Origin of the sequence: Calidithermus chliarophilus DSM 9957 (assembly GCF_000430045.1) — a bacterium.
In the GTDB taxonomy this organism is placed as follows: domain Bacteria; phylum Deinococcota; class Deinococci; order Deinococcales; family Thermaceae; genus Calidithermus; species Calidithermus chliarophilus.
This window is the reverse complement of record NZ_KE387025.1, coordinates 225,858-227,208: the sequence shown is the minus strand read 5'-3', so window position 1 is coordinate 227,208 and position 1,351 is coordinate 225,858. Positions and strand designations below refer to the sequence as shown.

The window sequence follows — 1,351 nt, the reverse complement described above, 5'->3', positions numbered from 1 at the left end:
GAAGGCGTTGGCCGGCGCCGGCGGGCAGCGCCACGCTCCCCTTCACCGCCCCCGCCTCGAGGTCCAGGCTGTAGGGCGCCGAGGCCTGGCCCGCCACCCACACCCGCAGGGTGAGCCGGCCGTAGCCCTGCGACTCGGGGAGGGTGTGGACCAGCCGGCCCCCCTCCAGCCCCGGGGGGTGCTGCAGCCCGTCCACCTCGAGGCGGGTCAGGGTCTCGGCGGCCTCCAGGCCCTCCGGCGTGGCGGGCCAGCCCCGCCCGCCGATCGTGAGGGTGCGGCCGCTCAGCGCGGCCCCCTCGACGCGGGGGAGCACGGCGAGGGGGGCGCTGAGGGAGGTCTTGCCCTGGGCGTCGGGCCCCTCCCAGCGCAGGTACAGGGTGGGCTGCCCGGCCAGCAGGGTGGCGGGCAGGGTGAAGCGCACGCCCCCCTGCACCGGCGTGGCGGTCAGGGCCAAGGGCGCGGCGAGGGGGCCCCCCTCCAGGCTCAGCGTGAGGCTCCGGGGGAGGGTGCCGTAGGCGGTGAGGGTGTCGCCCGGCACCGCGGGCAGGGACTCCACCGCGGTGAGGGCGTAGGTCTGGCTCGCAGGGTCGCCCTCGCCCTCCTCTCCCCCGCAGGCGGCCAGGAGGAGCAGCAGGGCCAGCCCGGAGACGAGCCCGAGGGTTGGGGTCCGGGTCCGGCGGCGGGGGTACGGCTCCATCGCGGCCAGGGTCATCAGGGCACCGTGAAGGAGCGGGGGTCGGAGAAGCTGAGGCCGTCCACCACGCCCTTCTCGTCGAAGGACACCCCGGCCACCCACCAGGAGTAGGTGCCGCTGGGCAGCGGCGCGCGGCCGTCGGGGTAGGTGGCCGAGAGCTCGGGGGTGACGCTCACGGTGCCGTCGGGGTTGGCGGGGTTGGTCCACAGCACCCGGGCGCGGGGGTCCCAGGGGTCGCGGTCGAGCACGAAGTACAGGTAGCCCGCCGCCCCCTCGGTCCGGGCCCAGCTCAGCTGGGGCCGCCCGTTGGGGACGCCGGCCCCCTGGGCCGGGGCCAGGGCGTCCTGCGGGGGGAGGAACACCGCCCCGTCGGCGTTGGAGAGGGCGCTCTCCCGGGTGGCGCCGCCGGTGAGCACCGTGAGCGCCCCGTAGAAGCCCTCCCCCGGCGCGGCCTGCACGTACTGCGAGTAGGCCTGCCGCCCCGAGGCCCCCGCCGCCTGGCGGCACTGCGCCTCGTAGGGGCCGCCCAGCTCGCCCCGGCTCTGGTAGACCGCGTAGCCGTCGGCCCCGGGGACGGGCGGCCAGCCCCACTCCAGGGCGTAGTCCCGCCCCAGGGCGGCCGCGGCCAGGGGGTCGCCCTCCCCGGCGGGGGTCGCG

At 78.2% G+C, this 1,351-nt stretch carries 2 protein-coding genes; both read right to left on the bottom strand.

Going from position 1 to position 1,351, the window contains the following annotated elements; genetic code table 11:
* The coding region (locus MEICH_RS29470; protein ID WP_218916425.1) for a hypothetical protein at positions 1 to 697 on the bottom strand (697 nt) is incomplete at its 3' end.
* Positions 698 to 711: 14 nt separating this feature from the next.
* A partial coding sequence (locus tag MEICH_RS25550; protein ID WP_036219480.1) for a hypothetical protein occupies positions 712 to 1,351 on the bottom strand: 640 nt, incomplete at its 5' end.